Consider the following 5,471-nt stretch of genomic DNA (forward strand, 5'->3'; position numbering starts at 1 on the left):
GTGTATTATACCTTTTTTAATGGCCCAATACAAGAAATACTTTCAATTGTTTCAAATCACTTGTTGCCGCTCAGCCCAAAGTAGCCTAACTCATATTATATGGCCGAATGACGCGGCTTATACTTATAAATAAATAACAATTTTGTCATAATAAAGGTGAATTTATGGTATAAAAGCGACAAAGTATGTCAAAATTTCTAAAGGGGTTAGTGCAATCAATATCAAAGTACCAAAAATAGGCAAATATTCAATCGAGACGGGGATGCTATGATAAAAGCAAAAGGCAGAGGCTGGACCGAGTCGCATCGTGTTCGCAGTATGGACGGCAATCCGGACGACCATATTATGCTGATTGATTCCCCTGAATCATCGGCAACAATCGATATGGATATCTACGATAATATGGAACCTCAGGAGCGTTGGGCATTAAGCGAAGCCCGCTATAACCATGTGGTTTCCAATCAGGAGCATCTGGTGTGCAGAGTGAAACCAGATGCCACGATCATTTTCGCCAATGAGCCCTTCTGCCGCCATTTCGGGGGAATCAGCAGCGACTATATAGGGCGCAGCTTTCTGGCTATCGCTGCGGAAATAGACCGTCAGGGGATAAAAGATACCTTGCAGTCATGCCGGGGGGGCAACACTACCGGAACTTACACCTGGCGGTTTGTAGATATGCAAGGAGAGTTGACCTGGATGCCATGGTCGGTGCAGCCTTTGTACAACAACTCGGGGGTACTGGTCGAGCTGCAGCTGGTAGGCAGAAATGCCGGCGCCCAATGGCAGATGCAGGAAGCGGTTCGGGAATCCGAGGCCTATTACCGCACCATTTTTGAGAATACCGGCACGGCCATGATCATTTATGGAGAAGACGGCCTGATCAACCTGGCTAACTCGGAGTTTGAGAAATTGTGTGGCTGCAGTAAAGCTGAGATAGAAGGGGTCCGGTTGTGGACAGAATTCTTCTGCAGTGATGATTGGGATCATATCAAGCACTGTGAACAACGGCTGTCGCTAAATCTGGAGCCGGGGCCGATCCGGTTTGAAAGCAAAGTGAGAGACCAGCACGGACTGGTAAAAGACGTTCTGGTGACCATAGCGCTGATCCCTGGCAATAGACATCGGGTAGCCTCGATTGCAGATATTACCGAACGCAGGCAGATGCAGCAGGAACTGCTCCGTCTCAACCGGCTAAACCTGGTGGGGGAGATCGCTGCCAGCATCGGCCATGAGGTGCGCAATCCCCTAACCAGCATCCGCGGATTTTTACAGATTATGAGCGAGAACCAGCTCTATACGGCGGAACGGGACTATTTCGACCTCATGATCGAGGAGATCGACCGGGTCAATTTGATCATTACCGAGTATCTGCTCATGGCCCGGGACAAAAAAGCCGACCTGCAGCCTGTCAGTCTCAATCGCATCCTTAACAGTATCTATCCGTTGTTGAATGCCGATGCCCGCTCACAGGACAAAGACCTGCAGCTGGAATTAGGGAAAATCCCCGTGCTGATGCTGGACGAAAAGGAAATCCGCCAGCTGGTCTTAAACCTGGCGCGTAATGGCCTGGAGAGCATGTTAAGCGGCGGCACCCTGACCATACGCACCGTGACTGAAGGCGACCGGGCGGTTCTGGAGGTTATTGACCGGGGCGCCGGGATACCCCGCGAGATCCTGGACCAAATCGGGGTTCCCTTTTTTACCACCAAAGAAAATGGCACCGGATTGGGTTTATCGGTATGCCACAGCATTGCCAAGCGCCACCAGGCCTGCATAGAGGTCGAGTCAGGGTCCCGTGGAACCTGTTTCCGGGTCTGTTTTAATGCGCAGCTTCAGCCGCAAATGTCCTGAGCGGAGCCCTTTTCAGCTCGGCCCGATTTGCCAATTCAGCTCTATGCCGCCACGGCCGCCGAAATGCCGGCGGGGCTGAATCCATAGACCTCAGCTGCATAACCGGCCAGCCGCACATCCCTGACTCCTGTCTTAATACCGCATATCCGGGCCAAACGGCGTATAATACCGTAAACACTGCCCGGCTTCAGCGAACATCCCGGCCCGGCGCCGACCAGGAGGTAGCCGCCCCGCAAAATCGGCCTTAAAATCATGTAATGCTTAAGGGCTGTGATTGCCCCGGCATGCAGGGAAACCGGACGCTCTCCCGCTTTAATGGTGTTGTTGTCCGGGCTCCAGCCCTGCTCATGTTTCAGGCCGCACATCTCTCTGACCGTCAATCCCGCATAAAGCAATTCCACCACCGCACGATCCCGAATATTCAATACATCTTTATGTGCCTCGGCGCGGAGCCGCTGAACACCCTCCCAGGAAGTCCGTATTTCATCGGTTGAGGGCGTTTTACGTCCGGCGCGGGGGACCAGTTCGAGGGGATTAGAGGACAGCCTCCTCTTCTCCATGAGAAACCTGGCAAAGGCTGATAATGCCGAAAGGCGCCGGTTCACAGTGGAGGGCCGCAGCCCCCGCCGGCTCAAGAGGTAGAGTTTATAAGCCTCCACTTGCCCGGGCGCCAGCCGTTTGCACAAACTGCGTTTTCTTCCCTGACAGCCGCTGTATTTACAGAACTCTGCCAAGGCCAGCACATAGCTTTTTACTGTTGCATCCCTGCGGCCCCGGCGCCGCAGGTAAGCGGCGAAGCAAACCCGGTAATTCAAACCCATCACCTGCTTTCGGCATGATTATTACATCATATGCCGCTGGAAGGAAATGGCTATTGATTTGCTGCAAAGAGTTTTTACGGCCATCGGATTATCTATGCCAATATGCTCTCTGGCGATGGCGGATAAGGCCGGGGTGCAGGCATTGCTCTAAAACATTTTTTAGGATCTACATTCCAAAACGTAGGAGCCATAATAACAGCTATAATGAAAATACCGGCGGTACGGTCAGAAAATAATATGTGACTGCAACAGCGGGCGAAGAAGAACTTGATGAAGCGGAGAAATGCATCATGGCCCCCGTCAATGCAATGGGCGCAAAGGAGACGTAATATGTTCGAGTTAATTGAGGTTAAGTACAAAGACATAGTTGATATTCCAAACTTATCTATAAGTAGAGGACTTACCGTTCTTCTCGGCCCGAGCGGCGGCGGGAAAACAACCATTCTGAGAATGCTGAACAAGATGATATCTCCAACCCGGGGACGAATTCTGTTTGATGGCAAAGACCTGAAGCAAATAAAATCTGTAGAGCATCGCCGGAATGTTATGATGCTGTCCCAGAATCCCGCCATGTACGAAGGAACGTTAAGGGACAATCTGACCATAGCCTTAAGATTTCAAGAAAAAGAAAGCCCTGGTGATGACGAACTGTATAAAATCCTTTCCGGGGTACGGCTCCATAAAGATTTGGAAACGCCTGTATATCAGCTGTCGGGCGGGGAAAAACAGAGGCTGGCATTAGGACGGCTGTTTCTGTGCGATCCGGCAGTATATCTTTTGGATGAACCGTCGTCCGCGCTGGATGACGATACGGAAGACGCCATCATCAAGATGGTTTCAGAGCACATAGAAACGACCCGCAAATCTGTGGTGATGATTACCCATTCAAAAGCGCTAGCTGAAAAATATGCAGATGAGATTATCGAAATATCGGACGGAAAGATTATAAGCAGGAGAGCGGTATATGAACGGAATAATTAATCTGGATATATGGCAGGTGATGCTATCCTATATTTTTGTGCTGATGGTGCTTTTGATCATTAAACAGAGGGGGATCAAACGTGAAAAAGAGATCCTTATTTCTTCTGTAAGGATGACCGTGCAGCTTATATTGGCGGGTTTTATACTCGCGTTTGTGTTCGATAAGCCCAGTCCGGTGATAACGGCAGCAATCATAGCATTGATGGAGTGTTTTGCGATTTATACCGTATTTAATAAGTTCAAAGCAGAGTTGTCGCATGAGCTTAAAAAAACCATTGCTTTCTCCATGACGGCCGGGACATTGTCCTGTCTGTTTTACTTCCTGTTCGTAGTTGTGCGCATCAATCCATGGTATGATCCCCAGTATTTTATACCCATCGCCGGGATGATTGTGGGCAATTCTATGACCGGGATATCATTAGGCGTCAAGTCCCTGGTCGAAGGCATGACGACACAGAAGAATCTGGTTGAAGAAGCCCTGGTTCTGGGCGCAACTCCGCAAATGGCCACCAGGTCGATTATTAACAGCACCTTTGACGCCGCGATCATGCCGACCATCAATTCCATGGTCGGTATGGGGATTGTTTTCCTCCCCGGAATGATGACCGGCCAGATCTTGTCCGGTACTTTGCCCGCAACCGCGGTCGCTTATCAGATAGCAATAATGCTGGGAATACTTGGAGCGGTGGCCTTGACAGTTATTTTAATGCTGCAATTGGGATATCGCAGCTTTTTTAACGAAGAAGATCAGCTTATTTGATCGATATCTGGCGCGGTCCGCTAAAGCCGCGGCTTGATCCGCTGGAAGAATTAAAAGCCCATGTTGCTACGGGGGCAGACAGAATAAAAAGGTCAAAGCAAAGGACGTAAAAAAAGAAAACGATCCACAATCAGGAGAGTGCCAAACCTATGGAAGTTGAAAGAGCCAGGCGTTCCCCCGGCTCTTTTGTTATTCAATCCCTAATTGCTGTTTTAAGGCTTTTTGCAGGGCTTGGGAAAAATTAATGCCGGCATTTTCCGCACGTTCGTTTAACCAGCTTGGTAAGGTGAGATTTTTACGGACAGTGCGGTTATCGTGGGCGCGGCGATACTCTTCGATGTCGATGTCCACGAGGGTCTTTGTTTCCTTTGCATTTGTTTTAATTTTGGCAATATCGCTAGGAGCAGGGATGGTTCTGCCCTCATCCTGTTCATAGCAGATCCACATGCCGATAGCGTCCCGGGCCATAGAGATGGCTTCAGGTATATCGGCGCCTTGAGTAGATATATCCAGATCGGGAATTGTTACGGCGTACATTCTTTTTGCGGGTGTTAAAATAACAGGGTATGCGGTTTTCATTGTCATTACTCCTTTCTGCGGAGTTTATTTCAGCCCCGCTCTCTTGAGGATTGCCTTAGCTGTTATCTCGTTGATTTCTTTGTGTCTGGGGATTGGCTCTGACCGTTCCCCGTTAGTGTAGATAGTGTGGTTGTCACCTTCCCGTGCTTTCCACCAACCGTTGTTTTCTAGTTTTTTGATTAAGTCCCTCCGTTTCATGTGCGCACCTCATGGCATTATTATACGCATTAAATGCGCATAAGTAAAGGAGCTTTAAGAAAAAAGTAAGAAATTTTGGGCCTGACGGGAGCCGGGCTTTTTTGTTTTTCAAATACCCATCCTGGGAGGTGGTGCTATATAGATGCCCAAAGCGTATGCGTACGCTTTTGTTGTTCAATCTTGTATTTTCTAATAAAATGGTCCCCGCGTATGGGGGGGTGATCCTGCCGGTGGCGGCGACCGAGGCGAAGTGATCCAGTGGTCCCCGCGTATGCGGGGGT

6 protein-coding genes are annotated in these 5,471 nt (G+C 49.5%); 3 read left to right on the top strand and 3 right to left on the bottom strand.

The window, feature by feature from the left end; all coding sequences use genetic code 11:
• Positions 1–267: 267 nt before the first annotated feature.
• On the top strand, positions 268–1,851 hold the full coding sequence (locus B2633_RS03285) for a PAS domain S-box protein (protein WP_483169115.1): 1,584 nt from the start codon (positions 268–270) through the stop codon (positions 1,849–1,851).
• 41 nt (positions 1,852–1,892) lie between these two features.
• Here B2633_RS03285 and B2633_RS03290 read toward each other — a convergent pair whose 3' ends face one another.
• Positions 1,893–2,666 (bottom strand): tyrosine-type recombinase/integrase, encoded by a 774-nt coding sequence (locus B2633_RS03290; protein ID WP_483169116.1) that lies wholly within the window; start codon positions 2,664–2,666, stop codon positions 1,893–1,895.
• A gap of 336 nt (positions 2,667–3,002) precedes the next feature.
• Here B2633_RS03290 and B2633_RS03295 point away from each other — a divergent pair, with 336 nt between their 5' ends.
• Positions 3,003–3,653 carry an ABC transporter ATP-binding protein gene (locus tag B2633_RS03295; RefSeq protein ID WP_483169118.1) on the top strand — a complete coding sequence of 217 codons (651 nt, stop codon included), beginning with the start codon at positions 3,003–3,005 and terminating at the stop codon, positions 3,651–3,653.
• The gene (locus B2633_RS03300; protein ID WP_483169119.1) at positions 3,637–4,413 is read left to right on the top strand and encodes an ABC transporter permease; all 777 of its coding nucleotides are present in this window, start codon (positions 3,637–3,639) and stop codon (positions 4,411–4,413) included. The genes B2633_RS03295 and B2633_RS03300 overlap by 17 nt, the downstream gene beginning before the upstream one ends.
• A gap of 189 nt (positions 4,414–4,602) precedes the next feature.
• Here the strand turns inward: B2633_RS03300 and B2633_RS03305 are convergent, their stop codons facing one another.
• Together B2633_RS03305 and B2633_RS03310 are read right to left on the bottom strand one after the other, a co-directional pair.
• Positions 4,603–4,992 (bottom strand): type II toxin-antitoxin system HicB family antitoxin, encoded by a 390-nt coding sequence (locus tag B2633_RS03305; protein WP_483169120.1) that lies wholly within the window; start codon positions 4,990–4,992, stop codon positions 4,603–4,605.
• A gap of 24 nt (positions 4,993–5,016) precedes the next feature.
• The gene (locus B2633_RS03310; RefSeq protein WP_483169122.1) at positions 5,017–5,190 is read right to left on the bottom strand and encodes a type II toxin-antitoxin system HicA family toxin; all 174 of its coding nucleotides are present in this window, start codon (positions 5,188–5,190) and stop codon (positions 5,017–5,019) included.
• Positions 5,191–5,471 lie beyond the last annotated feature (281 nt).

This window comes from Syntrophomonas sp. UBA1041 (genome assembly GCF_002316705.1).
In the GTDB taxonomy this organism is placed as follows: domain Bacteria; phylum Bacillota; class Syntrophomonadia; order Syntrophomonadales; family Syntrophomonadaceae; genus DTU019.